This window comes from Shewanella sp. MR-4 (assembly GCF_000014685.1).
In the GTDB taxonomy this organism is placed as follows: Bacteria; Pseudomonadota; Gammaproteobacteria; order Enterobacterales; family Shewanellaceae; genus Shewanella.
Map to the genome: position 1 here is coordinate 2059731 of NC_008321.1, position 25377 is coordinate 2085107.

At 48.4% G+C, this 25377-nt stretch carries 25 protein-coding genes; 20 read left to right on the plus strand and 5 right to left on the minus strand.

Annotation, left to right across the window (positions count from 1 at the left end; genetic code table 11):
* The first annotated feature begins 88 nt into the window (after nt 1-88).
* From SHEWMR4_RS09150 to lolE, 3 genes are all read left to right on the plus strand, one after another.
* Nucleotides 89-1321: a lipoprotein-releasing ABC transporter permease subunit gene (locus SHEWMR4_RS09150; RefSeq protein ID WP_011622506.1), complete on the plus strand. Its 1233-nt coding sequence runs from the start codon at nt 89-91 to the stop codon at nt 1319-1321.
* 97 nt (nt 1322-1418) lie between these two features.
* Nucleotides 1419-2114 (plus strand): lipoprotein-releasing ABC transporter ATP-binding protein LolD, encoded by a 696-nt coding sequence (gene lolD, locus SHEWMR4_RS09155; RefSeq protein WP_041408759.1) that lies wholly within the window; start codon nt 1419-1421, stop codon nt 2112-2114.
* On the plus strand, nt 2111-3361 hold the full coding sequence (gene lolE / locus SHEWMR4_RS09160) for a lipoprotein-releasing ABC transporter permease subunit LolE (RefSeq protein ID WP_011622508.1): 1251 nt from the start codon (nt 2111-2113) through the stop codon (nt 3359-3361). Before lolD ends, lolE begins: the two co-directional genes overlap by 4 nt.
* A 128-nt stretch (nt 3362-3489) precedes the next feature.
* Here the strand turns inward: lolE and suhB are convergent, their stop codons facing one another.
* A complete protein-coding gene (suhB, locus tag SHEWMR4_RS09165; protein ID WP_011622509.1) occupies nt 3490-4293 on the minus strand; it encodes an inositol-1-monophosphatase in 804 nt (267 codons plus the stop codon).
* 154 nt (nt 4294-4447) lie between these two features.
* Here suhB and trmJ point away from each other — a divergent pair, with 154 nt between their 5' ends.
* The 14 genes from trmJ (at nt 4448) to SHEWMR4_RS09235 (ending at nt 14812) form a co-directional block, all read left to right on the plus strand.
* A complete protein-coding gene (trmJ, locus tag SHEWMR4_RS09170; RefSeq protein ID WP_011622510.1) occupies nt 4448-5173 on the plus strand; it encodes a tRNA (cytosine(32)/uridine(32)-2'-O)-methyltransferase TrmJ in 726 nt (241 codons plus the stop codon).
* A gap of 45 nt (nt 5174-5218) precedes the next feature.
* Nucleotides 5219-6040, plus strand: coding sequence for a serine O-acetyltransferase (cysE, locus tag SHEWMR4_RS09175; RefSeq protein ID WP_011622511.1), 822 nt, complete (start codon nt 5219-5221; stop codon nt 6038-6040).
* A 349-nt stretch (nt 6041-6389) separates the two neighbouring features.
* The gene (iscR, locus tag SHEWMR4_RS09180) at nt 6390-6851 is read left to right on the plus strand and encodes a Fe-S cluster assembly transcriptional regulator IscR (RefSeq protein ID WP_006081858.1); all 462 of its coding nucleotides are present in this window, start codon (nt 6390-6392) and stop codon (nt 6849-6851) included.
* Nucleotides 6852-6929: 78 nt separating this feature from the next.
* Nucleotides 6930-8144, plus strand: coding sequence for an IscS subfamily cysteine desulfurase (locus tag SHEWMR4_RS09185; protein WP_011622512.1), 1215 nt, complete (start codon nt 6930-6932; stop codon nt 8142-8144).
* 37 nt (nt 8145-8181) lie between these two features.
* Nucleotides 8182-8565, plus strand: coding sequence for a Fe-S cluster assembly scaffold IscU (gene iscU / locus SHEWMR4_RS09190; RefSeq protein ID WP_011072277.1), 384 nt, complete (start codon nt 8182-8184; stop codon nt 8563-8565).
* Nucleotides 8566-8579: 14 nt separating this feature from the next.
* On the plus strand, nt 8580-8903 hold the full coding sequence (iscA, locus tag SHEWMR4_RS09195) for an iron-sulfur cluster assembly protein IscA (RefSeq protein ID WP_011072278.1): 324 nt from the start codon (nt 8580-8582) through the stop codon (nt 8901-8903).
* A gap of 15 nt (nt 8904-8918) precedes the next feature.
* Nucleotides 8919-9443, plus strand: coding sequence for a co-chaperone HscB (gene hscB, locus SHEWMR4_RS09200; RefSeq protein ID WP_011622513.1), 525 nt, complete (start codon nt 8919-8921; stop codon nt 9441-9443).
* 67 nt (nt 9444-9510) lie between these two features.
* Complete coding sequence (gene hscA, locus SHEWMR4_RS09205) at nt 9511-11373, plus strand: Fe-S protein assembly chaperone HscA (RefSeq protein WP_011622514.1); 1863 nt, start codon at nt 9511-9513, stop codon at nt 11371-11373.
* Between the two features lie 8 nt (nt 11374-11381).
* On the plus strand, nt 11382-11717 hold the full coding sequence (gene fdx / locus SHEWMR4_RS09210; protein WP_011622515.1) for an ISC system 2Fe-2S type ferredoxin: 336 nt from the start codon (nt 11382-11384) through the stop codon (nt 11715-11717).
* Between the two features lie 155 nt (nt 11718-11872).
* Nucleotides 11873-12772, plus strand: a complete 900-nt coding sequence (rimK, locus tag SHEWMR4_RS09215; protein WP_011622516.1) for a 30S ribosomal protein S6--L-glutamate ligase — start codon at nt 11873-11875, stop codon at nt 12770-12772.
* A 68-nt stretch (nt 12773-12840) separates the two neighbouring features.
* On the plus strand, nt 12841-13038 hold the full coding sequence (gene iscX, locus SHEWMR4_RS09220; RefSeq protein ID WP_011622517.1) for a Fe-S cluster assembly protein IscX: 198 nt from the start codon (nt 12841-12843) through the stop codon (nt 13036-13038).
* Nucleotides 13039-13235: 197 nt separating this feature from the next.
* The gene (locus tag SHEWMR4_RS09225) at nt 13236-13403 is read left to right on the plus strand and encodes a hypothetical protein (protein ID WP_041408760.1); all 168 of its coding nucleotides are present in this window, start codon (nt 13236-13238) and stop codon (nt 13401-13403) included.
* A 220-nt stretch (nt 13404-13623) separates the two neighbouring features.
* Nucleotides 13624-14055 (plus strand): nucleoside-diphosphate kinase, encoded by a 432-nt coding sequence (ndk, locus tag SHEWMR4_RS09230; protein ID WP_011622518.1) that lies wholly within the window; start codon nt 13624-13626, stop codon nt 14053-14055.
* 313 nt (nt 14056-14368) lie between these two features.
* Nucleotides 14369-14812, plus strand: a complete 444-nt coding sequence (locus SHEWMR4_RS09235; protein ID WP_011622519.1) for an Hsp20 family protein — start codon at nt 14369-14371, stop codon at nt 14810-14812.
* 131 nt (nt 14813-14943) lie between these two features.
* Here the strand turns inward: SHEWMR4_RS09235 and ilvN are convergent, their stop codons facing one another.
* The 3 genes from ilvN to SHEWMR4_RS09250 all read right to left on the minus strand — a co-directional run bounded on the left by ilvN (nt 14944) and on the right by SHEWMR4_RS09250 (nt 18830).
* The gene (gene ilvN / locus SHEWMR4_RS09240; protein WP_011622520.1) at nt 14944-15438 is read right to left on the minus strand and encodes an acetolactate synthase small subunit; all 495 of its coding nucleotides are present in this window, start codon (nt 15436-15438) and stop codon (nt 14944-14946) included.
* Nucleotides 15438-17156, minus strand: a complete 1719-nt coding sequence (locus tag SHEWMR4_RS09245; RefSeq protein ID WP_011622521.1) for an acetolactate synthase 3 large subunit — start codon at nt 17154-17156, stop codon at nt 15438-15440. The genes ilvN and SHEWMR4_RS09245 overlap by 1 nt, the downstream gene beginning before the upstream one ends.
* A 450-nt stretch (nt 17157-17606) precedes the next feature.
* Nucleotides 17607-18830 carry a multidrug effflux MFS transporter gene (locus SHEWMR4_RS09250; RefSeq protein WP_011622522.1) on the minus strand — a complete coding sequence of 408 codons (1224 nt, stop codon included), beginning with the start codon at nt 18828-18830 and terminating at the stop codon, nt 17607-17609.
* Nucleotides 18831-19322: 492 nt separating this feature from the next.
* Here SHEWMR4_RS09250 and SHEWMR4_RS09255 point away from each other — a divergent pair, with 492 nt between their 5' ends.
* Nucleotides 19323-21197 carry a choice-of-anchor I family protein gene (locus tag SHEWMR4_RS09255; RefSeq protein ID WP_011622523.1) on the plus strand — a complete coding sequence of 625 codons (1875 nt, stop codon included), beginning with the start codon at nt 19323-19325 and terminating at the stop codon, nt 21195-21197.
* Nucleotides 21198-21329: 132 nt separating this feature from the next.
* Here the strand turns inward: SHEWMR4_RS09255 and SHEWMR4_RS09260 are convergent, their stop codons facing one another.
* The gene (locus SHEWMR4_RS09260) at nt 21330-22688 is read right to left on the minus strand and encodes a PLP-dependent aminotransferase family protein (protein ID WP_011622524.1); all 1359 of its coding nucleotides are present in this window, start codon (nt 22686-22688) and stop codon (nt 21330-21332) included.
* A gap of 91 nt (nt 22689-22779) precedes the next feature.
* Here SHEWMR4_RS09260 and SHEWMR4_RS09265 point away from each other — a divergent pair, with 91 nt between their 5' ends.
* Both SHEWMR4_RS09265 and SHEWMR4_RS09270 read left to right on the plus strand, forming a co-directional pair.
* Complete coding sequence (locus tag SHEWMR4_RS09265) at nt 22780-23406, plus strand: LysE family translocator (protein ID WP_011622525.1); 627 nt, start codon at nt 22780-22782, stop codon at nt 23404-23406.
* A 193-nt stretch (nt 23407-23599) separates the two neighbouring features.
* Entirely contained in the window at nt 23600-25357 is a 1758-nt protein-coding gene (locus tag SHEWMR4_RS09270) for a SulP family inorganic anion transporter (RefSeq protein WP_011622526.1), read from the plus strand.
* Nucleotides 25358-25377 lie beyond the last annotated feature (20 nt).

Consider the following 25377-nt stretch of genomic DNA (forward strand, 5'->3'; position numbering starts at 1 on the left):
CCTCTTTATTTATAGGACCTAAACCCCTATTATCGTGCCCATCTTTATGATTTAGCAAGTTCAGCACACAGGACGCAGCCCTCTTTCAATGGATCTTCGATTTCCTCTCTACGTTGGTTACCGTTATTGGCGGGCCAGAAAAGCAAACGCCTTTGCTTCTTTTATTACTTTATTTGCCGTTTCGGGCATTTTTTTAGGGGTGGCGGCCTTAATCGTGGTCAGCTCGGTGATGAATGGCCTCGAAGGACAATTAAAACAGCGCATTCTGGGGGCTGTACCCCAATTGACCGTGGTGACTGAGGCGCCCTTAAGCGATTGGACCATCCCTGCGGACAAACTCAAAGCATTGCCGGGCGTGCAGGGCGTGACACCGAGTGTGTCGACTCAAGCCATGGTGCAGTCGGCGGCGAATATCCGCGCCGTGCAAGTGTTTGGGGTGTTTCCAGAGCTTGCCGAAAAACTGTCTATGGTGGCGCAGCATACCTATTCTGGCGCGTTTAACGAGCTAACCAGTGGCCAATATAAGGTCATCTTAGGCAGCGAGCTTGCGCGCCAATTAAAGGTGAGCCCCGGTGATACCGTGCGCCTGTTAAGTGGCGATGGCGTAGTGTATTCGCCGCTCGGCCCAGTCCCGAGCCAACGTAAGTTTTTAGTGTCCGCCGTGTTTGAGATGGGCTCACAGGTGGATGCGGGCGTTGCCTATATTCATTATCAAGATGCCAAACGTTTAATGCGTCAACCGAGCGATGAAATCAATCAATTAAGACTGTATTTGAGCGATCCTTTTATGGCGCCAGCACTGGCTAAGGATGTAAAGCAGGTTCTTACACAGCAGGGCATTGAGGCGACGACCAGTGATTGGCGCGACACCTATGGTCATCTGTTTAGTGCCGTGAAGATGGAAAAAAACATGATGTCGCTTATGTTGAGCCTGATTGTGGCCGTAGCGGCGTTTAATATAGTGTCAGCACTGGTGATGATGGTGGTGGATAAAACCACCGACGTGGCGGTACTCAAAACCCAAGGCTTACGTACCTCGGCGGTGATGGGCATTTTTGTGGTGCAAGGTTTATTGAATGCGGTATTAGGTTTAGTACTGGGGCTGGTGGTCGGTATTCTGCTCACCCTTAATTTGAATGGCATTATGGCGACCCTCGGGATTTCCATTTTAGGCACTGGACAAGTGCTGCCAGTTAAATTGGAGCTGGGCCAATTGTCGATGATTATTGTTGGCACCTTAGTCGTGACCTTAGTGGCGACCCTTTACCCCGCATTGCGAGCGGCGCGGGTACAACCTGCCACGGCGCTGCGTTACGAATAGCTGCGATGTAACAAATTACAACGTCGCTCCCATGATGAGAGACGTGTCTGGACATGGAGTTTATCCATGTCATTTAGAATCAATAGCGAGAATCTCAATGCAAGACGTGTTACTGCAAGTGCAGGCGGTGAGTAAGAGTTATCACGATGGCGATGTGACCACTCAGGTGTTGACTGAGGTGGATTTACAGGTATTTAAGGGGGAGCAACTGGCGATTGTCGGTACCTCTGGCTCGGGCAAGAGTACGCTGCTGCATATTATGGGCACCTTAGATAAACCTTCTGCCGGCAAAGTATTGTTAGCGGGTGAGGATTTATATCAGGTGAGCAGTGCCCGTCAGGCGCAGATCCGCAACCAAGATTTAGGTTTTATCTATCAGTTCCATCACCTTTTGCCTGAATTTAGTGCGCTGGAAAACGTGGCTATGCCAGCGTTTATTCAAGGCACAGATCGCGCTCAGGCTCAGGCCGATGCCAAAATGTTGCTCGAAAGAGTAGGGCTTGGGCACAGAATGAGCCATATTCCCGCCGAGCTTTCGGGCGGTGAGCGTCAACGGGTGGCAATTGCCCGGGCGCTGATCAACAAACCCAAACTCGTACTGGCCGATGAACCGACGGGAAACCTCGATGCCAAGAGCGGCGAGGCGGTCTATGAGCTGATCCGCGAATTAGCCAATCAACTCGGAACGGCGTTTGTGGTGGTGACTCACGATCCTAAATTAGCGGCGCGGATGGACAGACAACTCACCATGAAGAATGGTTATCTGCAAGCTGTTGCGGAACACGCCCAATGAAAGGACCATTAGCCCTCTCCATTGGTTGGCGTTTTTATCGTGCGCGCCAATCCAATAGTTTTATTAGTTTTATCTCCTTTGCATCAACCGCGGGCATTGCGCTAGGGGTTGCAGTACTGATTGTGGTGCTCTCAGCAATGAATGGCTTTGAGCGTGAGTTAGAGCAGCGCTTGTTAGGTGTGATCTCCCAAGCCGATGTGGTTGGCGTGAATGAGCCGATTGCCGACTGGCGCGCAGTTGAGCAAACCGCCATGCAGATTGAAGGCATTACGGCGGCGGCACCTTTTATTCGGATGCAAGGATTAGTACAAAAGCCCGGTGGTTTTCAGGGGCTTGCTGTTGTGGGAATCGACCCTGAGCAAGAGGCAAAAGTCTCGACTCTCTCGCAATTTATGTCGAAAGAGACTTGGCAAGGCTTAGGCGAGGATGACAATCACATCGTCCTCGGTGAGAGCTTGCTGAAAAAGTTAGGCCTCGAAGTTGGCGATACCCTCGCTCTGTATGTGCAAGATCTTGATCCTGAACATGCCGGCAGTTTACGGGCGGCCAAGAGCCATCGCTTTGTGGTGTCGGGTGTGTACCGTTTAGGTGGCGAGCTTGAGTTAACCACGGCGTATATTCCGATGCGCTATGCGGCGAATATCCTGAATTTACATCAAGGTGTCACTGGGGTGCGGATCAGTGTGGCGCAGGTGTTTGATGCGCCAGCGAAAATTCGTGAGTTGGGTTATGCCTTAAACCAGTCCGTTTATATCAGTGATTGGACGCGTACCCAAGGGCATTTATATCAAGATATTCAATTGGTTCGCACCATTATGTATCTCGTTTTGGTGTTAGTGATTGGCGTGGCCTGTTTCAATATTGTCTCAACGCTAGTCATGGCGGTGCGGGATAAAGCCAGTGAAATCGCCATTCTGATGACCATGGGGTTAAGCCGTCTCTCAGTGATGGGGATTTTTATGGTGCAAGGCGCGTTAAATGGCCTTGTAGGTTGTGCCCTCGGCGGTGTGATAGGTATTGCGACCGCGGTGAATCTCAGTGGTATTGCCCGTGGTATTGAGCAGCTGCTCGGAATTCAACTCCTGTCGGCCGATGTGTATTTTGTGGATTTTCTGCCGTCAGAGCTACATATGACAGATGCTGGTTTAGTGATTGCCACGGCGTTTGTGATGAGTCTTATCGCAACCCTGTATCCCGCGTGGAAGGCGAGCCAGATTGGCCCTGCGCAGGCGTTGGCGGGTAGGTAGAAAGCCTTTAAGCCGACAAGCCCGTTAGGCAAAGCGGAATAACTAAAACAGAATAACGAAAGCAGCAAACAAAAAGGCCAGTGAATTCACTGGCCTTTTTAATATGCGTTACGCTTGGAAGGGCGTGATTAACGCTTTAAACCTTCGTTCAGCAAAGGACGCATGGTTTTCACTAACTCTGTGGTCACTTTCGGTGAACCTGCAACGATGTTGCCAGAGATCAGGTAGTTATGACCGCCAGTGAAGTCGGTGACTGTGCCACCCGCTTCGCGGCAGATTAAGTCGCCAGCGGCGATATCCCATGGCTTTAAACCGATTTCGAAGAAACCGTCTAAACGGCCAGCCGCCACATAGGCTAAATCTAATGCAGCAGAACCTGCGCGGCGTAAGTCAGAACACTGACCGAACACTTCGCCAAAGATTGCCATGTAGCTTTCGGTGTGTTGACGGGCTTTGAATGGGAAACCTGTACCGATAATGGTTGGAGCCAGTTCAGTCACGTTGGTTACACGGATACGGAAATCGTTTAATTTGGCGCCTTTACCACGGATAGCGGTAAATAATTCTTCACGAACAGGATCGTACACAACGGCAACTTCAGTTTTGCCTTTGTGTTGCAGTGCGATAGAAACCGCGAAGTGGGGAATGCCTCTAACGAAGTTGTTAGTGCCATCCAGAGGATCGACTATCCATACGTAGTCTTTATTTTCGCCACGGTTTTCGCCTTTTTCTTCACCCACGATAGTGTGATCAGGGTAAGATTTGCGAATTTGATAGGTAATGGCGGCTTCTGCTTCCTTATCTACACTGGTAACAAAATCGTTTACACCTTTAGCACTGACTTCAACTCGGTCAAGTTCAGTGTAGGCGCGCATAATAGTTTGGCCGGCCGCGCGGGCAGCGCGAACAGCAATCGTCAGCATCGGATGCATTGCAATCCCCTGGATGTTAAAGAACGTTAAAAATAGCGGGCGGCATTATACTCGATTTGAATGTTATATCAAATACCGATTTTCATATAAGCATTCACGCACGCCTGTGATAGTATTCGCTCCCTGTGTTTTGTGAATTAAATTAAGTCGTTTCATGCTAAGTAATATTCGTGTGATTTTAGTGGGGACATCGCACCCCGGCAATATTGGCTCGACCGCCAGAGCGATGAAGACCATGGGGTTATCGACCCTGTATCTTGCCGAACCAAGATGTGAAGTAGATGGTCAATCCATCGCCTTGGCTGCCGGTGCATCGGACATTTTAAAGCATTTGGTGAAAGTGGATTCCTTAGAAGAAGCCATCGCCGATTGCAGTTTAGTGATTGCCACCAGTGCTCGCAGTCGTACCTTAGATTGGCCAATGCTCGATCCGCGTGAAGCGGGGCAAAAGCTGGTCACTGAGGGATTATCAGGACCTGTCGCCATTGTCTTTGGCCGTGAAAACCATGGTTTGACCAATGAAGAATTGCAGCAATGTACATATCATGTGGCTATTCCTGCTAACCCTGAATACAGCTCATTGAATTTAGCGCAAGCAGTGCAGATTATTTGTTATGAGACGCGTGTAGCACACTTAGCGCAAACAGCGGCGCCGCAAGTGGAGGAAGAATATCCGCTTTCTGCCGATCTCGAGCGTTTCTTTGTGCACTTAGAAAGCACCTTATCATCGACAGGTTTTATTATTAAAAACCACCCCGGCCAAGTGATGACTAAGCTACGTCGTCTGTTTAGCCGTGCACGTATCGAAAGCCAAGAGATGAACATTCTTCGAGGCATTCTAACCTCGATAGATAAAGTGGTGGGTAACAAACAAAAATAGCCAAAGCACATTTGGCAAATAACGCTAATCGCGAAGGATTGAAGCATGGGTGTGATAGCTAGGCTAAAAGAAGACATTGAATCTATATATCACCGTGATCCCGCGGCGCGCGGCGCCTTTGAGATCTTGGTCAACTATCCTGGCATGCACGCCATTTGGCTGCACCGGATAAGCCATAAGTTATGGAAGCGTGATTGGCGCTTAATGGCCCGTTGTTTATCGACTTTTTCGCGCTGGCTGACGGGAGTGGAGATCCATCCGGGTGCCACCATTGGCGATCGTTTCTTTATCGACCATGGTATGGGCGTGGTGATCGGTGAAACCGCCGAGATTGGCGATGATTGTACTTTGTATCACGGCGTAACGCTCGGCGGCACCACTTGGCAGGCAGGTAAACGCCATCCAACACTGGGCAATAACGTGGTTGTGGGCGCAGGTGCTAAGATTTTAGGTCCTATCACTATGCATGATGGGGCGCGTGTCGGCTCTAACTCTGTGGTGGTGAAAGATGTGCCTAAGGATACGACTGTGGTCGGGATCCCTGGGCGCGTAGTGGCCACACCTTCGCCACAATCGAAAGAGAAGTCTGAGCGTCGCAGTGCCATGGCCAAGAAATATGGTTTCGATGCGTATGCTGTGTCTCCCGATAATCCGGATCCCGTCGCGAACGCTATCGGTCAAATGCTGGACCATATGCATTTAATGGATTCAAAAGTGCAGGAATTGTGTCAAGCCATTCAGCGTTTAGGTGGCGATGTATGTACCGAAAGATTGCCAGAGCTGAATGTGGGTGAGTTTAACGACGCGGAAAAAGCCGCCGCCGATAAACGCCAGAGTGCGCTCGACGAGTTTGACCCCAGCATTTAAGTGAGGCGTGTGGCGTAGTGGCGTGTAGATATAATCCACACGCTTTGCCACCGATGATTGCAGTTCAATTTCCACTGTGGTTGCACGGTTTTTAAGCAGAGTGGACCTAGGTGGCTAGCTTTCGTTCCAAGAGAGTGCGTTAGATCCCGATATGGGGCCGATTAGGACGATTAATTGCCCCTTTAGCATTGAATCTTAGGGCAGAAAAAGGTTAAATACCCCACCAAGATGAAAGGGTATTGGTTCACTGCACGCTTTTATACTTGAGTATTTTACTAGGGTTTATACTTGACTGAATTACTCGGGTATGTTGAAATAACCCCATACCTGTTTGGGAGCTATGGTAGTTATGAAACTTACATCTAAAGGCCGTTATGCAGTAACCGCAATGCTCGATGTGGCCATCCACTCGGCTTCGGGACCGGTTCCCTTAGCGGATATCTCTGAAAGACAGGGGATTTCGCTTTCCTATCTGGAACAACTCTTCGCAAAGTTACGTAAACATGGCCTAGTGGCCAGTGTCCGTGGTCCAGGTGGTGGTTATCGCTTAGGCCTCGAAGCTAACGATATTTCGGTTGGCATGGTTGTCCATGCCGTGGACGAGTCTGTCGATGCGACTCGTTGTCAAGGATTAGGCAATTGCCAGAGTGGAACTCGCTGCTTAACGCACTCGCTCTGGGGCGATTTAAGCAAACAAATTTCAGATTTTCTAGATGGTATCAGTCTTGCTGGCTTAATGCAGAAACGAGATGTGCAGTTTATCTCGCTTAAGCAAGACACTATGCAAAAGGAGCAAAGAGTCAGCTTATAGGCTTTTTGTTATACGATAAAAATTATTTTTGTACGTTGTATGTAGCCTCGGCAGAGACTGCTAAGTACGGAGTGTGTTATGAAGCTTCCTATCTATTTAGATTATGCCGCCACCACGCCAGTTGATCCGCGAGTCGCGGAAAAAATGTTCCAATACATGACGATGGATGGCATCTTCGGTAACCCAGCATCACGTTCACACCGTTATGGCTGGCAAGCGGAAGAAGCGGTCGATGTGGCTCGCAACCAAGTGGCAGAGCTTATCAATGCCGATCACCGTGAAATCGTGTTTACCTCAGGTGCAACCGAATCAAACAACCTGGCAATTAAAGGTGTAGCGCATTTCTATAATAAGAAAGGCAAGCACATCATCACCAGCAAGACTGAACACAAAGCAGTACTGGATACCTGCCGTCAGCTTGAGCGCGAAGGCTTTGAAGTGACCTATTTAGAGCCTGAAGCCAACGGTATCATTCCGATGGAACGTTTAGAAGCCGCGATGCGTGACGACACTATTCTTGTCAGCATCATGCACGTCAACAACGAAATAGGTGTGATCCACGATGTGGATGCCATCGGCGAGTTATGCCGCTCAAAAGGCATTATTTTCCATATGGATGCGGCACAAAGCGCGGGCAAATTACCTATTGATGTACAAACCACTAAGGTTGACCTGATCTCTATTTCTGGCCACAAAATGTATGGTCCAAAAGGGATTGGTGCTCTGTACGTTCGTCGTAAGCCACGTATTCGCTTAGAAGCGCAAATGCACGGCGGTGGTCATGAGCGTGGTATGCGCAGTGGTACTCTGGCGACTCATCAAATTGTTGGTTTAGGTGAAGCGGCGGCGATTGCAAAAGCTGAAATGGCTACGGACAACGCCCGTATCGCTAAGCTGCGTGACAAGTTATGGAATGGCATCAAACATATCGAAGAGACGTATGTAAACGGCGATATGACTCACCGTGTGAGTGGCAGCCTGAACGTCAGCTTCAACTATGTTGAAGGTGAGTCGCTGATGATGGCATTAAAAGATTTAGCGGTTTCATCGGGTTCTGCCTGTACGTCAGCCAGTCTCGAGCCAAGCTACGTGTTACGTGCGCTCGGTTTAAATGATGAAATGGCGCATAGCTCAATTCGTTTCTCAATCGGTCGTTTTACCACCGAAGAAGAAATCGACCACGCTATCGAAACTATTACACAATCTATTGATAAATTAAGAGAAATGTCTCCATTGTGGGAGATGTTCAAAGATGGCATCGACCTGAATCAGGTGCAGTGGGCACATCATTAATTCGACCATTTACAATAGATAATTTTGGAGCAGTACCATGGCTTACAGTGAAAAAGTGATAGATCATTATGAGAACCCACGTAACGTTGGTTCTTTCGACAAGAACGATCCTTCGGTCGTGACCGGTATGGTGGGAGCACCTGCCTGTGGTGACGTGATGAAGTTACAGCTGAAAATCGGCGCAGACGGCATCATCGAAGACGCAAAGTTCAAAACCTACGGTTGTGGCAGCGCGATTGCGTCTAGCTCACTGGTAACCGAGTGGGTGAAAGGCAAGACTATCGAGCAAGCGGCGGCCATCAAAAACACCGATATCGCGGAAGAATTAGCCTTGCCACCGGTGAAAATCCACTGTTCTATTTTGGCAGAAGATGCCATTAAAGCGGCGATCGACGAGTACAAATCGAAACAAGCTAAGTAACATCTGGAGTTAAGATGGCGATTACAATGACCCCAGCGGCAACTGAGCGCGTCAGATCTTTCTTAGCGAATCGAGGCAAGGGCATCGGCCTGCGCCTCGGCTTAAAGACTTCTGGCTGTTCCGGTATGGCTTATGTGCTTGAGTTTGTTGATGCGCTGAATGATGACGATGAAGTGTATGATATTGATGGTGTTAAAATCATTATCGATGCGAAAAGCTTTATCTATCTACAGGGCATTGAGTTGGATTTTGTTAAAGAAGGCCTGAACGAAGGTTTCCAATTTAACAATCCTAACGCAAAAGGTGAGTGCGGTTGCGGTGAGAGTTTCACTGTTTAATTGCCGAATTGACGCATGAATTATTTCGAGCTGTTTAAGTTTTCCCCTGCCTTCGATATTGACACCGCTGTGCTTGCAGAACGCTACCGCGAACTGCAACGGGCGGTGCATCCCGATAAGTTTGCCAACGATACCGAGCAACAACGCTTATTGTCGGTGCAACGCACTGCGCAAGTGAATGACGGTTATCAAACCCTAAAAGATCCTATCCGCCGTGCCGAGCATATGCTGTCGCTACGTGGTATCGATTTAAGCCACGAAACCACCACAGTGAAAGATACTGCATTTTTAATGCAGCAGATGGAATGGCGTGAGGCGTTAGAAGACATTCGCGATAGCGCCGATCCTCAAGAATGCATTGATGAGTTATACGACTCTTTCGCGGCCTATCGGACAAAGTTGACGAAATTGCTCACCGCACAGCTAAGCAGTGACAGCGAAGAAGACGCCTTGTTAGCGGCGGATCAAGTACGCAAGCTTAAATTTATGGCAAAATTACACGATGAGCTGACGCGTATCGAAGACGCGTTGCTCGATTAATTTTCCCTATTGCAGTTATTTAGCCGATTCAGACGGGTCTGAGTCGGCGCTACTAAGTTGGATACATATGGCCCTTTTGCAGATTGCAGAGCCCGGACAAAGTGCCGCGCCGCACCAACATAGACTTGCCGTTGGCATCGATTTAGGTACCACTAATTCCCTCGTGGCCGCCGTTCGCAGCGGCGTAACGGCGACCTTACCCGATGAAAATGGGCAGCATTCTTTACCTTCTATCGTCCGTTACACTCAAGATGGCATTGAAGTAGGTCAGGTGGCGGCGTTAAGTTCTGCGCAGGATCCTAAAAATACTATCGTATCGGTCAAACGCTTTATGGGCCGCAGCCTCACGGATATTCAATCTGGTGAGCAAGCGTTCCCATACCAGTTTGAAGCCAGTGAAAACGGTTTACCGCTGTTTGTTACGCCTCAAGGGCAAGTGAATCCGGTGCAAGTGTCGGCGGAGATTTTACGTCCTCTGGTTGAACGCGCCGAGAAAACCCTCGGTGGCGAGCTGCAGGGTGTTGTGATCACTGTGCCGGCGTATTTCGATGATGCGCAGCGTCAAGGGACTAAAGATGCCGCGTCTTTGCTCGGTGTTAAAGTATTGCGCCTGCTAAACGAGCCTACTGCGGCGGCAATCGCCTACGGGTTAGATTCGAAGCAAGAAGGTGTAATCGCGATTTACGATCTCGGCGGCGGTACCTTCGATATCTCTATTCTGCGTTTAAATCGCGGCGTCTTTGAAGTGCTGGCCACGGGCGGCGATTCGGCGCTGGGCGGCGATGACTTTGACCATCTGTTGCAGGCGCATATGCAGCAAGTGTGGCAATTGACGAACCTTGATCCGCAGCTAAGCCGTCAGTTATTGATTGAAGCGCGCCGCGTGAAAGAAGCCTTAACCGATGCGAGTGACGTCGAAGCGAGCCTGACACTTGCCGATGGCACTGTGCTCAAGCAAGTGGTGACCAAAGCTGAATTTGATAACTTAATCAGCGCATTAGTGAAGAAAACTATCGCCAGCTGTCGTCGCACCCTACGTGATGCGGGCGTAACGGCTGATGAAGTGTTAGAAACCGTGATGGTGGGTGGTTCAACCCGCGTGCCATTAGTGCGTGAACAAGTTGAAGCCTTTTTCGGTAAGGCGCCATTAACCTCTATCGACCCAGATCGCGTCGTTGCGATTGGCGCGGCGATTCAGGCCGATATTCTGGTCGGTAACAAACCCGAGTCTGAATTATTACTGCTCGATGTGATCCCCTTGTCATTAGGGATTGAAACCATGGGCGGTTTAGTGGAAAAAGTGGTTTCTCGTAACACCACAATTCCAGTCGCTCGCGCCCAAGAGTTTACCACCTTTAAGGATGGTCAAACGGCGATGGCCTTCCATGTGGTGCAGGGCGAGCGTGAGTTAGTCGATGATTGTCGCTCACTCGCACGCTTTACCCTTAAAGGTATTCCCCCGTTAGCGGCTGGCGCAGCCCATATTCGTGTGACCTTCCAAGTCGATGCCGATGGGTTGCTTAGCGTTACCGCGATGGAGAAATCCACTGGCGTGCAATCGAGCATTCAGGTCAAGCCTTCGTTTGGTTTATCGGATACCGAAATCGCGACTATGCTCAAGGACTCGATGAAGCATGCGAAGGAAGACATTAGTCGTCGTATGCTGGCCGAGCAGCAAGTGGAGGCGGCAAGGGTACTTGAGTCGTTAAATGCGGCGCTTGCAAAAGATGGTGACCTGCTGACAAGCGATGAGCGTCAGCAGATTGATGCGGTCATGGCGCAGCTTGCCGAAATTGCCCGTGGTGATGATGCCGATGCGATTAAGCAAGCGATTGAAGTCCTCGATGAACATACTCAGGATTTCGCCGCGAAGCGTATGGACAATTCTATTCGAGTGGCCTTTAAGGGTCAGTCAATTGACAACATATAGGTGATGTGATGCCCCAGTTAGTCTTTCTTCCCCATGCTGAGTTATGTCCCGATGGCGCAGTGTTGGAAGCCAAAGTAGGTGAAACGATTCTCGATGTGGCGCTGCGTAACGGCATCAATATTGAGCATGCCTGTGAAAAATCCTGTGCCTGCACCACATGCCATTGCATCGTGCGTGAAGGTTTTGATGAGTTAGAGCCAAGCGATGAGCTTGAAGATGATATGCTCGATAAGGCATGGGGACTTGAGCCTGAGAGCCGCTTGTCTTGCCAAGCCAAAGTTGTCGATAGCGATCTGGTGATTGAAATTCCGAAGTACACTGTGAATATGGTGAGCGAAGGTTAATCAAGCCGATGCGATGATATCGTCAAAAACCAGTCCATGTGACTGGTTTTTGGCTTCTGGCGCCCAGCATTTGCGCAAGCAATAATTGCCATGATTGATTTATCCCTAAGCAAGCGTATTATGCGCTCAAAATGAAATGGTTGTCGGAGACCAGAATGAGAATCGCGATCCTATCGCAAGGGCCAGAGCTATATTCCACAAAGCGACTCGTTGAGGCTGCGACATTACGTGGTCACGAAGTCAAAGTGATCAATCCGCTCGAATGCTATATGAACATCAATATGCGCCAGTCGAGCATACATATTGGTGGGGAAGAATTGCCGCCTTTTGATGCGGTGATCCCGCGTATTGGTGCTTCTATTACTTTTTATGGCTCAGCTGTGCTGCGCCAGTTTGAGATGATGGGCGTGTATGCGCTCAATGATTCCGTCGGCATTTCGCGCTCCCGCGATAAGTTACGTTCGATGCAGTTGATGTCACGCCGTGGTATCGGCTTGCCGATCACCGGCTTTGCCAATAAGCCGAGCGATATTCCAGATCTTATCGATATGGTGGGCGGCGCGCCATTAGTGATCAAGTTGCTTGAGGGCACGCAGGGCATTGGGGTGGTGTTAGCCGAAACCCGTAAAGCGGCTGAGAGTGTGATTGAAGCTTTTATGGGATTAAAAGCCAACATCATGGTGCAGGAATACATTAAAGAAGCCAATGGCGCCGACATTCGCTGCTTTGTGTTAGGCGATAAAGTGATTGCAGCGATGAAACGCCAAGCCATGCCTGGGGAGTTTCGCTCAAACTTACATCGTGGCGGCACCGCAAGTTTAGTTAAACTGACACCCGAAGAGCGTTCAGTAGCAATTCGTGCGGCCAAGACAATGGGCCTCAATGTGGCGGGTGTCGATTTACTGCGTTCAAATCATGGCCCTGTGGTGATGGAAGTAAACTCCTCGCCAGGCCTTGAAGGGATTGAAGGCGCCACCGCAAAAGATGTTGCCGGTGCCATTATTGAGTTTGTTGAAAAGAACGCCCTCAAGGCAAAAAAGCCCACTCAAGCGTAGAGTTAACGCGTTCTTAAGCTACACTCAGGAGAGCAAGGTTTAGCTGCAGATGGCACAAGGGGGAGCGGATGTCGTTAAAGTGGATTGACTCATTAGATATCGCCTTAGAATTGCTGGAGAAGCATTCTGAGGTTGACCCCCACAAGCTGCATTTTACTCAGTTATATGAGTGGGTATTAGCCCTCGATGATTTTGATGACGATCCTAAGCATTGTAATGAGCGGATATTAGAAGCCATTCAGCAATGCTGGATTGAAGAGAAATAACCATCGCCCCGATGGGGCATCTTGTCCCGCAAAAACCGTACTAACGTGACAATTGTCACGTTTAGTGATCCCTAAAAGGGGATTTTTGTAGGAGTTTGATCGGCATCAAATTCATTTTAAGTGAATGACGTACCTTGTTATGTATCAGTTAAGTGATTAAGCGCTTAATGTTATTCTGGCTACGCAAGGATGTTCACATGAAACTTTTGTTTGCTTTGTTATTCACACTGTTACCCGCCTTGGCATGGGCTCATCCTGGTCATGGCGGTGTCGGTATATTCCATCATTTACTCGATTTGGCTCCCGCGATTATTCTGGTTGCGCTGATTGCGTGGGCCAGTATTTGGGCCAAAAATAAAAAATAACCCCTGAGTCTTTGGCAAATATGCCAATTTAGTTGTGTTGTTATCCTTTCGCCAGTCCAGTCGAATGACAGGTCTGGCGTTTTTGTGTGATCAATCTGGTTACAAATCCAGCCAATGTGCGCAATATCTCAGACTTATTTGCTTTAAAGATAGGATTTGTTTTTTAAATTTCGTATAATCCGCGCGAATTTTTCAAACTTGCTGACAAAGGAAGCTTGTTATGGCGATCGAACGCACATTTTCTATCATTAAGCCTGATGCTGTTGCTAAAAACCACATCGGTGCAATCTACAACCGTTTTGAAACTGCTGGTCTGAAGATCGTTGCAGCTAAAATGTTACACCTGACTAAAGAACAAGCTGAAGGTTTCTATGCTGAGCATAGCGAGCGCGGCTTCTTCGGTGCTCTGGTTGCTTTCATGACTTCTGGCCCTATCATGGTTCAAGTATTAGAAGGCGAAAACGCTGTTTTAGCTCACCGCGAAATTTTAGGTGCAACTAACCCAGCTCAAGCGGCTCCAGGTACTATCCGTGCTGATTTCGCTCAAAGCATCGACGAAAACGCAGCTCACGGTTCTGATTCTTTAGAATCAGCAGCACGTGAAATTGCTTACTTCTTCAGTGCTGAAGAACTGTGTCCACGTACTCGTTAATCTGAGTGTGAGACCGAAGAAGGGAGCCTAAGGGCTCCTTTTTTATTGGCGGCATTTTGCTAACTACGGCAAAGACAAAGAGTTTAATGCTAGTAGCCCTAGTAACAGGTTATTTTTATTCAGTTTTTAAAAAATTTTAAAAACCTTACTTGAAATCCGCTTTCCTATCCTTATATCTATTGCAGGATCGCTCGATGAGGATCCCAATCGATTCTGTGCCGCTAGGACAGAAGTTAATTTAGGCGAGATAAATGCGTTTTCAATTGGAAAACGTTCGCCACTTTCCCATATTGCTTAAGACAAGGATATGAATATGCGTACTTATGATTTAACTCCTCTTTACCGTAGTGCTATTGGTTTTGATCGTTTAGCCCAGATGGCAGAACATGCTGCCGCGAATAATGGCAACTCAGGTTATCCTCCATATAACATTGAACTCCTTGGCGAAAATCGTTATCGCATTACGATGGCCGTGGCCGGGTTCTCGATGGAAGAGCTTGAGATCAGTAGTGAAGGTGAGAAATTACTGGTTAAAGGCAATAAAGCCGAAAGCCAAACCGAGCGTAAATACCTATACCAAGGTATTGCCGAGCGCGGGTTTGAACGTACCTTCCAACTGGCGGATTATGTGACCGTATTGGGTGCCAGTTTAGAGAATGGTTTATTGAACATTGATTTAGTGCGTGAAATCCCAGAAGCGTTAAAACCACGCAAGATTGAAATCACCACCTCGCGCCTATTAGATGGTCAATCCTAATCCTGAATCGCACGGATAAAGAAGGGGAGCTTAATGCTCCCCTTATTGTTATCCCACCAATAAAATCCCATGTGGTCTATGTCAAAGTATTACGATGGCAAGCTCACATAGGGTTAATGGGGATATCAGCGCTAGGCTCTCATCGCTTTCTCGCCTCGGGCCAGACCCACAACGCCCGAGCGTGACACTTCAACTACCTTGGTCACTTCACCCATGGAGTGAATAAAGGCGTCGAGCTTTTCGGTCGTGCCCACCAATTGAATGGTGTAGAGATTGGCGGTGACATCGACAATTTGCCCACGGAAGATATCGGCGGTACGCTTAATTTCTTCCCGTAATTCCCCTTGGGCGCGGACTTTAACCAGTGCCAACTCCCGCTCGATATAAGCCGATTCGGTGACATTTGACACCTTAAGCACATCGACTAACTTGTGCAGCTGTTTCTCGATTTGCTCTAGCACTTTTTCGTCGGCCACCACGGTAATGTTTAGGCGCGATAAGGTGTTATCATCGGTTGGTGCCACAGTTAAACTTTCAATGTTGTAACCGCGCTGGGAAAACAGCCCGACAACACGAGATAAAGCGCCGGATTGGTTTTCGAGTAATACAGATATAATTCGACGCATTAGCATTTCTCCGTTTTGCTTAACCACATTTCATTCATCGCGCCGCCGCGGATAAGCATGGGATACACGTGCTCAGTCTCATCCACCATAATGTCGATAAATACCAGTCTGTCTTTCATGGCAAGGGCTTCGGCCATCTTAGACTCAAGCTCAGCAGGATCGCTAATCGTCATACCAACATGGCCATAGGCTTCGGCAATTTTGGCAAAGTTGGGGACCGAATCCATATAGGAATGGGAATGGCGACCCGAGTAGATCATATCCTGCCATTGTTTCACCATGCCAAGGAAACGGTTGTTTAAGTTGATAATTTTAACCGGCGTATCGTATTGCAGAGCGGTTGAAAGCTCTTGAATATTCATCTGAATCGAACCATCGCCCGTGACGCACACAACGGTTTCGTCCGGCATTGCCATTTTGACTCCCATGGCAGCGGGTAGACCAAAGCCCATGGTGCCAAGGCCGCCGGAGTTAATCCAATGACGAGGTTTATCAAAGGGATAATACAGCGCGGCAAACATTTGATGCTGGCCTACATCCGAGGCGACATAGGCCTCACCATTAGTGAGTTTGTAAAGGGTTTCAATCACTTGCTGTGGTTTGATCCGATGGCTTTCCTTATCGTATGCCAAGCAGTTGCGGTTACGCCAAACCGTGATTTCTTGCCACCATTGATTAATTGCCTCGCTATCGTTGCTCTCCTTTGATTCCTCCAGCAAAGCTAGCATGCTGTCTAGTACGATATCGGCGGAGCCAACGATGGGGATATCCACTCGCACGGTTTTTGAAATCGATGAAGGGTCGATATCAATATGTAAAATGGTGGCATTAGGGCAGTATTTTTCGATGTTGTTGGTGGTTCTGTCATCAAAACGCACGCCAATCCCGAAGATAAGATCGCAGTTATGCATGGTCATGTTGGCTTCATAACGACCGTGCATCCCCAGCATTCCTAAGCTGTTTTTATGGGTGCCAGGGAAGGCGCCAAGGCCCATCAAGGTGCTGACAACGGGGATATTTAATTTTTCCGCTAGGGCTAAGATCTGCTTTTCACTGCTTGAGATAATGGCGCCTCCACCCACATAAAGCACAGGTTTTTTCGCGGCGAGTAATGCCTGTAATCCACGGCGAATTTGACCCTTATGGCCCGATGTCGTTGGATTATAGGAGCGCATTTTAATGCTCTCGGGGTAAATATAGTCGTGCAGTAATGCTGGATTGAGGCAATCCTTTGGCAAGTCGACAACCACGGGGCCGGGGCGACCTGTGGAAGCAATATAAAAGGCTTTTTTAATGATCTCAGGAATTTGAGTGGGATCTTGTACTAAAAAGCTGTGTTTGACGACTGGGCGTGAAATCCCAATCATGTCGCATTCTTGGAACGCATCGTTACCGATTAAATTGCTCGGCACTTGGCCTGATAACACCACTAATGGAATTGAATCCATATAGGCGGTGGCGATGCCGGTAATAGCATTGGTGGCACCTGGGCCTGAGGTCACGAGTACCACGCCCACTTTACCCGTGGCGCGGGCATAACCATCGGCCATATGCACGGCAGCTTGTTCGTGACGAACCAGAATATGTTCAATACCGGGGATAAGGTGCAGGGCGTCGTAGATATCTAACACTGAGCCGCCAGGATAACCAAATATGTGCTTTACACCTTCATCGATAAGGGATCGCACAATCATGCTGGCGCCGGATAACTTCTCCATGTGAAACTCCTATTGCATAGTACCGTTACGGTAAACAGTATCTTGTTACAGCGACGGTAATCGCTCTAAAAATAAGCCTGAAAGGGTAATTCAGACTCCGATTGCTGAGCTTGAAATCATCGACTTCAAGCGCTCATCCCTTTGGATGCAGCAGCTGTTGCAATGAACAGAATTTCATCATATTCAAAAAAGAATACATTTCAAGGCTTTTATGTAAAAAATAACCAACTTGAAACAATTTCATGTTTAGGCGCGATAAACTTGCATTAAACAAGCATAATGTTTTGTGGCAATTTTATTTTATCTCTTTGGTTATAATGAGTTAAATATATTTCATATGAAAACGGCACCTAAGTGCCGTTTATTTAGAAAGTGCTTAATTGTTACAAATCAACTACAAGACGCTATAGGCATAGTGATTGGTTAGTGTCGCTGGTGTAAAGAAGTGAATTATTCCTTCGGCTTGGCTTGATGAGTCGGTCGGTTAAATTGACAGAATCCTACCAATAACACTGCCGTTAACATTAATGCCGAGAAAGGCACTGCGGTGCCATTATAAAACAGCGCGAGTAATGGCCCTGCTAAGGCGCCGCAGCCAAATCTTAAGGTGCCAATCACCGCCGTGGCCGTGCCCGTTTCCTGCTTAAACTTCATGAGCACAATGGCATCGGCGTTGACCGACATGATACCAAGGCTCCCCATCAGCGGGATCAGCATCAACACGGTGAAGTGATAACTGAGCCCCAGTAAATTCACCCCCAGTAAACCGACCGCCGCCAGCGCACCGAAGAAAGTCGATACGTGCAGCATCCTTAACGAGCCATAGCGGCCCACAATTCGGGTATTGATAATATTTGCTAGCATCAGCGCACCCACATTGGTACTAAAGAGTAGGGCAAATAAGGATTTATCTAAGGAAAAAACCTCCATATAGACAAAGGGCGATGCGGTTAAATAACAGAAAAACGCAAAGGAGGTGAGTACACCGCTGGCAATATTCATTTTGACGCCAGGACGTGAAAACACAGTCGCATAAGCCCCTAAAAAGGATTTTTGACTCCGGCTACTCTGATCTTTATCGCTGGGCATTCTCAGCAGCGTAATGACCAACAACAGCAACAACATGGCATAAGCCGATTGGATAAAGAAGATCAAATGCCATTCACCAAGCTCGAGGATAAGGCTACCGATGCTTGGGGCTAATAATGGCGCTAACATCATGATTAAACTGACATAAGACATGCCCTTAGCCGTGTTTTCACCATAGACTTCTTTGATATACCCAGGGACAACCACAGTGGCCGCTGCGCCGATAAAGGCTTGTAAAAAGCGCAGGCCCAAAAACACTTCAATCTGCTCGGCTAAGCCGAGCAATAGGCTGACTAACATAAAGCCTGAGAGGCCCATTATTACCAAAGGGCGACGGCCAATACGGTCGGCAAGGGGGCCAAAACACAACATACCGAGGGCATAGCCTCCTAAGTAAACACTCAAGGATTGTTGGACTAGAGTGATATCGGTATGAAAACTCTGGGCAAGTGTTGCCATAGCGGGCAAATACATGTCGATCGCGAGCGGCGTGATCGCGACAATGGCGGCGAGCATAGGGATCAGCAGTGCCAAGTGGGGAATGTTGCTCGGTTTAGTCGGATAGCTTGACGGTTGTGGGTCCACAGTTACCTCGGGTGGCGAAAGAAGGCGATATTAAGTGTTATGTCACTCGAAAACCGAAATTGTAGGGTAACAATTTTGCCTAATGGCGACTCATTTTGCCTCAATTACCATAGCGTAATTTCGCCATGAGTATTGGAGGAGTATAGGGAAGAAATGAGTGGCCGGCGAAGAGTCTCTCAACCGTCATAGGCACAGTTGATTTAAGTCCTCGGCTTGTATCGAGTCTAAGGATATTAAGCCATAACATAGTAAAACGCTCAGGCAAATAAGCCAATCTCGATGACGATATCTTTACACTTAAATTGTAACCAAAATGGAATTTATGTCCTTGTATTGCATTGATGTACTCATACACGCCTTAGCGTCATTCATTCGACTGAGATTGTCACTCCAGTGTCATCTGTATGTCATCTAACCGTCTTGAATGCGGATTAGTTTAATGGGCTTTAGCTTAACCCTACGACTAATAACAACACATTCAGGAATGATGCAATGAACACAAAACGACTGCCGCTGGCCGGTGCGATACTGGCAAGTTTACTCCTTGGTGCCTGTAATGGTGATGACGGTACCAATGGTGAGCAGGGGGAGAACGGCTTAAATTCATTAGTGAACGTGACTGCACTCGCTATAGGTGATGCAAACTGTCCCGCTGGTGGTCAACGCATCGATACAGGGCTTGATACAAATCGTAATGGCCAGTTGGAAGAGACTGAAATCGATGCGGCGCAAACCCAATTTATTTGCCAACCCCAATCTGCGGGAGTGTCGGCGGAGCTGATCGGCCGTCATCAAACAGGCACTTATGGCCTGAGCGCTGCTGAAATTGTTGAATACCACAGTGCTTCTCAGCGTATTTTTGTGGTTAATGCGAAAAGCGGTAAGGTCGACATTATCGACGCTAACTTGCTCAGCAACGCGGCTAAGGCAACTGCGCCATTAGCCTTGAATAATCTTGATAAGCTAGCAGAGCTGGATGTCGCCAAAGATGTAGGCTTAAGTTTTATGGGCAGCGTTAACAGTATCAGTATTTCTGGTAACTTGTTAGCGGCGGCCATTGAGCGCGGCGATGCTGCAGGCAATAAGACTCAAGCCAATGGCTATGTGGCTTTCTACCAACTCAATGGCAATGAGACGCCGCAGTATCTCAGCGCGGTTGAAGTTGGTGCATTACCGGATAACGTCGTCTTTAGTCATGATGGCAAAACGGTACTCGTTGCGAACGAAGGCGAACCAAATCAAGACTATAGTATCGACCCAGAGGGCAGTGTGGCGATTATCGCCATTGCGGATGGTAAACCCTCAGCGACGGCGACGCTAGTGACATTCACCGAGTTTAATCAGGGCAATGCTCGCTATAATGAAATCACCAAGGACATTAAAATCAATGGCCCTATGGCCACTGTCGCGCAGGACTTAGAGCCTGAGTATATCAGTGTCAGCCCCGATAACAGCCGTGCTTTTGTGAGTCTGCAGGAGAACAATGCCATCGCGGTGATTGATATCGCCAATGCCAAAGTAGCGAAGATTTTACCCTTAGGACTGAAGGATTACGGTCTTGATGTGAATAAAATTGATGCAAGTGACAAGGACGATATGGTCAACCTTCAGGCCTATGCGGGTGTGTATGGCATGTATCAACCCGATACCGTAGCGAGTTACCGTTGGAATAATACTGACTTTATTGTCACCGCTAACGAAGGGGATTCTCGCGATTATGCTGGGTTTTCGGAGGAAGCCCGCGCCGGTGACTTAACCTTAGATCCTAATCATCCACAATTTGCCGCCGCAAAAGATAAGACCCAATTAGCCCGTTTGAAAGTGACTAAGAGTATGGGTGATGACGATAACGACGGCGATTACGACAAAATCGTGAGCTTCGGCGCGCGCTCCTTCTCAATCTGGACGGCCGATGGTCAACAGGTGTTTGACAGTGGTAGCGATTTTGAGCGGATCACCGCAGCCTTGTTAGGCAATAACTTCAACAATAACAATGAAGAAAACAAAGGCGATAGTCGCAGTGACGATAAAGGCCCTGAGCCAGAAGCCTTAGCTTTAGGCAAAATTGGTCAAAAACTCTATGCCTTTATCGGGCTTGAACGTACCTCTGGCTTTATGATTTACGACGTGACGAATCCCTTCGACGTGCATTTTGTGGATTATGTGGTAAACCGTGATTTTGAGGCAGATTTCAGCATAGATACGGACACAGGCGAAGTGAAAGGCGATGCCAGTTTAGCGGGAGATTTAGGGCCAGAAGGCATGAAGTTTGTGAGTGCCGAGAAGAGTCCTAATGGTCAGCCTCTGTTGATCATTGGTAATGAAGTCAGTGGCACAACCAGCGTGTACCAAATCAAGGTGCAATAGCCATAGCTTGTGTTCAAGGCGCCATAACGTTAAATTTCAACACCAGAAATGCTTGTGATTAAGCAAGCTTAAAACGCCAGAGCATCACTCTGGCGTTTCTTTTTGGCCGCTTTCTAACGCGAAAATGAACTGCTATACGACCGAATAGGCGTGTTGCTTGAGGGCGTTAAAGGTGGATTCGATGCAGTCGAGCGCAAGCTGGAATTGGGTATCGTTTTCGGCGCCACCTAAACTTAATCGGATAAAGTTGTCATGGCAGTTAAAGTCATCCCCATTACGGATCAGCACGCCTTTTGCCGCTAAGGCGGTCACCAGATGATGGGCTTTAATGTCTTCGGGTAACTGGATCCAGCCATTTAAACCCCGCCAGCGTTGAGTTAACCCCAGCTTGTCACCCAATGCCATGCATTGCTGCTGACGCTCGCGAATAATCGCATCGCGATTGGCCGTGATGTGCCCGCGCTTGATAAGCTGACAGGCGAGCTCCACATTGAGCGGCGAAACCATCCAACATTGGCTATGAATGGCGAGGCGCAATGGCGCGATAAGCGGCTCGGGCACTAAAATAAAACCTTGCCTTAAGCCCCCTGAAAACAGCTTAGACAGGCTTGAAATGTAAATGACCCTCGGCACATTCAGCGTCTGCGCTAACTGCCACAGCGGAGGGTGCCACTCTTCAGGGAGACAATAATTCACATCATCTTCAATGATATAAAACTGGTACTGCTCCGCGAGTGCCAACAGTTTTTCTCTCTGTTGCTCACTGTATTGAATGCAGGTGGGGTTTTGATTGTTGAGGGTTAAATACACCAGTTTAGGTTGATGGATTTGAACTAAAGCCTCGAATCTTGCTAGATCGACCCCGTCAGAGGTTAACGGTACGCCAATACTATTGATACCCAATTGTTTAGCGCAAATACGCACTCCGGGATAGCTGTACTGCTCGTGCAGGAGTACCTCGCCCTTGGCCAGGAAAGCATTAAGGCAGGCAAAAATCGCCTGTTGTCCACCATGGGTAAAGATCAATTGCTCTGGGTGTTGCTCAATGCCGCGTTGCGCAAGCCAGTGGTGAAATATCTGTTGATGTTGATCTAAGGGGCTGGCGCGATAGCCAAGGAGTTGACTCAGTTTCGCCGGATCCTTAGCCAGTTGGCTTAGGCAATCACTCAGCGTACTGATTTGATCCGTCAGCGGCTGCTGACAAGTCGCCATATTGAGCTGCAAATGATTAAGCTCTGGCACGGGAGAGGCGTTGACATAAGTACCATCACCGATACGCGCTTCCACATAACCGCGTTGCTCCGCTAGAGCATAGGCCCGAGTGACAGTACCTATGGTCACCCCAAGTGCATCGGCTAAACGCCGCTGTGGCGGGAGTTTCGTGCCATGGGGAAGGGCTTTTAGCAAAATGCCTTGCTCGATCGCACTGACCAGACGTTGATATTTAGGACCTGTAAATGCCTCTAGATCTGGCGTCCAAATTGTACCCATGACAATAAATCCATTGATCTCCATTAAGCTATCTATATTATTTATTGTCTCGTTTATTGTCAATATTGTATGCGTACAATTTAAGGTGTTTATGGATATTCAACTTGTCAATGATCCACAACTTTGGACATTAATGGCCTCAGCGGCTCTCTTTTGTGCAACCATGACCATGACTCCCGGCCCGAATAATGTTTTACTCGCCAGCTCAGGTGCCCATTTCGGGGTGATGCGCACCATTCCACATATCGCGGGGATCCGCTTAGGCTCGACTTCTTTGCATCTGTCGGTATTACTCGGTCTTGGTGCTTTGTTTGAGACGTTTCCGATGTTGCACCAAGCGTTGAAATACGCGGCATTGCTGTATTTACTGCATCTTGCCTATCGATTAGTGACCTCTCCCGTAAAGGCTGCGCATTTGGATGAAGGGCGTCAACCGATGAGCTTGATGGAGGCGGCGCTGTTTCAGTGGATTAATCCCAAATCCTGGATGTCGACCATTACCCTTTGCAGCGCGTTTACCTTAGGCGGCGATGGCTTTTGGCTCAGTGCGGTATTGGGCGTGCTGGTGTTTAATCTGGTGGGGTTTCCGGCGTCTTTTACATGGGTGTTTGTGGGCGCAGCTATCAGTAAAAAGCTCAATACGGATAAACGTCGACGCCATTTTAACTGGTTTATGGGCAGTTTATTGTTGGTGTCCTTACCTATGATCCTGCGATAAAGTGACCTAATTGCGCTAAAACCTTAAATATTCTGGGATACTGACTCGCGTAAGGATTGGCTTTATGCCATAACCAACATAATATTGGTGGCTTTTTTAGGTAACGGCCTTTTGGGGATCCCATTGAGGCTAGTTATACTTAGCCACCGCAAGTTAGTTCTTAACTTGGGAGTGAGTATATGGAGGTTACTGCGTGAAGTTTCCCAGTTTAGTATCGTTAATGCCCGGCTTGGCGCAGATGCTGCAGTATGAGAAGCAATGGATCAGGGATGATGTGAGGGCGGGATTATCCGTGGCGGCGGTCGCTTTACCCGTTGCCATTGCCTACGCCCAATTGACCGGGGTCAATGCCGCTGTCGGTTTATACTCCTGTGTGCTGCCCATGTTGGTGTATGCACTGTTTGGCACTTCTAGACAATTAATTGTTGGACCCGATGCCGCCACCTGCGCAGTGATTGCCGCCGTGGTGACGCCGCTTGCCGCGGGTGACAGCATGAAGCACTGGCAACTGGTAATGACCATGACGGCGATGACCGGTTTTTGGTGTTTAATCGCCAGTCGTTTCCGCCTTGGGGTATTAGCAGACTTTTTATCAAAACCTATCCTGATGGGGCTGCTCAATGGTGTGGCTATCACCATTATTGTCGGTCAATTCTCGAAAATTTTTGGTTTCACCTTCGATGAGCGTTATTTAATTGAGCGATTAACTGGTGCGCCATCCTATTTGACCAAGACTCACTGGCCCACGTTATTGATGGGGGTTGTGACCTTAGCGACCTATGCGTTGGTAAAACGTTATCGCCCTCTGTGGCCCGCCTCTATGTGTGCGATGGCGATGGCAGCATTTTTAGTGTGGGCCTTTAACTTAACCAGTTTTGATATCAATGTGGTGGGTGAGGTGAGCGCTGGTTTACCCTCGTTCCAAGCGCCAGCATTCGATCTCGGTATTGCCCGTGAATTGGTGGTGCCTGCACTCAACTTAGCCATGGTGAGCTTTGTCAGTATGATGCTGACAGCGCGCAGTTTTGCAGCAAAAAACGGTTACGATATCGATGCAGATAAAGAGTTTCGCGCCTTAGGGATCGCGAACATCGCTTCTGCCTTATCCCAAGGTTTTGCGGTCAGCGGCGCCGATTCGCGCACTGCGGTTAACGATGCTAACGGCGGTAAGAGCCAGTTGGTGTCCATCATCGCGGCGGTTTTGATTGCATTAGTCGCACTGTTTTTTACCGCACCGCTCAAATATATCCCCAGTTCTGCGCTCGGCGTTGTATTGGTGATCGCTTCGATTTCATTGATTGATCTAAAGGCGCTGTGGAACCTGCGCGTAAGAGACCGCTCCGCCTTTTTACTCGCCTGTACGACTTTGTTTTCTGTGCTGTTTATCGGGGTGATCCCTGGTATCACCTTGGCGGTATTGCTGGGCCTATTCCAGTTTTTAGCCACAGTGATGCGCCCAACCGACCAAGTGCTTGGGCTTGACCAAAAAGGGGTTATTCGCAGTGTGGATGATTCGGGTAAGGCCAAATCTGTGCCCGGCGTGTTTATTTATCGTTTCAACTCGCCGTTAACCTACTTCAACGCCACTTACTTTAAGCGCCGCTTACTGGAGAAGTTTATCCGTGAGCCTGAGCCCGTGGATTGCATTATCATCGATGCCGTCCCGTGTTTTACTCACTTAGATTTGAGTGTGATGGCCATGCTTGCGGATTTGCATCAATTATTGAAGAAGCGCGGCATACGTTTAGTGTTAGCAGGGCGTAAGCGGCAGATGCTCGGCTGGTTTGAACAGGCGGGAATGCAGTCTGGTGAGGGCGGTATTTTGATCCGACCCGATTTATATCTGGCGCTAAAAATGAACCAAAGCTACAAGCAAGCGTTAGCCGAAGGCCAGGCGCCGGTGATCAAAAAAGCGCCCGAGGATGATGTGCTACTACACAGTCATTTGTAATTACGTATTTTGGCTTCGAG

Coding starts and splice junctions, on each gene's coding strand:
- SHEWMR4_RS09150 (WP_011622506.1), top strand. CDS start 89: ATGGATCTTCGATTTCCTCTCTACGTTGGTTACCGTTATTGGCGGGCC.
- lolD (WP_041408759.1), top strand. CDS start 1,419: ATGCAAGACGTGTTACTGCAAGTGCAGGCGGTGAGTAAGAGTTATCAC.
- lolE (WP_011622508.1), top strand. CDS start 2,111: ATGAAAGGACCATTAGCCCTCTCCATTGGTTGGCGTTTTTATCGTGCG.
- suhB (WP_011622509.1), bottom strand. CDS start 4,293: ATGCATCCGATGCTGACGATTGCTGTTCGCGCTGCCCGCGCGGCCGGC.
- trmJ (WP_011622510.1), top strand. CDS start 4,448: ATGCTAAGTAATATTCGTGTGATTTTAGTGGGGACATCGCACCCCGGC.
- cysE (WP_011622511.1), top strand. CDS start 5,219: ATGGGTGTGATAGCTAGGCTAAAAGAAGACATTGAATCTATATATCAC.
- iscR (WP_006081858.1), top strand. CDS start 6,390: ATGAAACTTACATCTAAAGGCCGTTATGCAGTAACCGCAATGCTCGAT.
- SHEWMR4_RS09185 (WP_011622512.1), top strand. CDS start 6,930: ATGAAGCTTCCTATCTATTTAGATTATGCCGCCACCACGCCAGTTGAT.
- iscU (WP_011072277.1), top strand. CDS start 8,182: ATGGCTTACAGTGAAAAAGTGATAGATCATTATGAGAACCCACGTAAC.
- iscA (WP_011072278.1), top strand. CDS start 8,580: ATGGCGATTACAATGACCCCAGCGGCAACTGAGCGCGTCAGATCTTTC.
- hscB (WP_011622513.1), top strand. CDS start 8,919: ATGAATTATTTCGAGCTGTTTAAGTTTTCCCCTGCCTTCGATATTGAC.
- hscA (WP_011622514.1), top strand. CDS start 9,511: ATGGCCCTTTTGCAGATTGCAGAGCCCGGACAAAGTGCCGCGCCGCAC.
- fdx (WP_011622515.1), top strand. CDS start 11,382: ATGCCCCAGTTAGTCTTTCTTCCCCATGCTGAGTTATGTCCCGATGGC.
- rimK (WP_011622516.1), top strand. CDS start 11,873: ATGAGAATCGCGATCCTATCGCAAGGGCCAGAGCTATATTCCACAAAG.
- iscX (WP_011622517.1), top strand. CDS start 12,841: ATGTCGTTAAAGTGGATTGACTCATTAGATATCGCCTTAGAATTGCTG.
- SHEWMR4_RS09225 (WP_041408760.1), top strand. CDS start 13,236: ATGAAACTTTTGTTTGCTTTGTTATTCACACTGTTACCCGCCTTGGCA.
- ndk (WP_011622518.1), top strand. CDS start 13,624: ATGGCGATCGAACGCACATTTTCTATCATTAAGCCTGATGCTGTTGCT.
- SHEWMR4_RS09235 (WP_011622519.1), top strand. CDS start 14,369: ATGCGTACTTATGATTTAACTCCTCTTTACCGTAGTGCTATTGGTTTT.
- ilvN (WP_011622520.1), bottom strand. CDS start 15,438: ATGCGTCGAATTATATCTGTATTACTCGAAAACCAATCCGGCGCTTTA.
- SHEWMR4_RS09245 (WP_011622521.1), bottom strand. CDS start 17,156: ATGGAGAAGTTATCCGGCGCCAGCATGATTGTGCGATCCCTTATCGAT.
- SHEWMR4_RS09255 (WP_011622523.1), top strand. CDS start 19,323: ATGAACACAAAACGACTGCCGCTGGCCGGTGCGATACTGGCAAGTTTA.
- SHEWMR4_RS09260 (WP_011622524.1), bottom strand. CDS start 22,688: ATGGGTACAATTTGGACGCCAGATCTAGAGGCATTTACAGGTCCTAAA.
- SHEWMR4_RS09265 (WP_011622525.1), top strand. CDS start 22,780: ATGGATATTCAACTTGTCAATGATCCACAACTTTGGACATTAATGGCC.